Below are 656 nucleotides of genomic sequence, written 5' to 3' on the forward strand. Positions count from 1 at the left end.
TTCATCAGGCCCTCGGCTATCGCACGCCGATGGCAGTCTGGCGCGAGCGGATGCACGCCGACAAGGCTGTGGACATGGTGGACAACGCTGACGCGTTGACCACATGCCCACAGCAACTGCAGCAGACAGAATCTCTGGCTGCGTGATAGAAAAGGATCAGGAGCGATCAGTTTCCAACTAACAAGCCGGTTCAACCGGTCCCGCTCCGCGGGTCCATTTCAGTGGCGCCGCGATGTGGGGGCCCGCCTGGCAGGCGGCGGTCAGCGAGCAGGTGCCAGCCCAAGCTCTGCCAGCCGCCGTCGCGCTCAATGGAATCAGTTACAACATTGCACGGAGCGTAGGTCCGGCAATCGGTGGCATCATTGTGGCCACTGCAGGGACCTTTGCGGCGTTCGCACTCAATGCCGTGTCCTATCTGCCGCTCATCGCCGCGCTCTATCTGTGGAAGCGCGCGACTGAGCGCTCGCGCCTGCCACCAGAACGGCTCGACCGCGCGATTCTTTTAGGCGTCCGGTACATTGCGAACTCACCCCCGATCATGCTCGTGTTGATCCGCACGATCATTGTGGGCTTGATCAGTGGAGTGATTCTCGCGCTCTTGCCGCTGGTAGCGCGCGATCTCCTCCTTGGCAGCGCACCAACATACGGTCTGATGC

1 pseudogene is annotated in these 656 nt (G+C 61.6%); it reads left to right on the top strand.

Going from position 1 to position 656, the window contains the following annotated elements:
- Positions 1-220 precede the first annotated feature (220 nt).
- Positions 221-656, top strand: a pseudogene (locus CWO89_RS44945) (MFS transporter); the annotation flags it as partial.

The organism is Bradyrhizobium sp. Leo170, from assembly GCF_004296405.1.
In the GTDB taxonomy this organism is placed as follows: domain Bacteria; phylum Pseudomonadota; class Alphaproteobacteria; order Rhizobiales; family Xanthobacteraceae; genus Bradyrhizobium.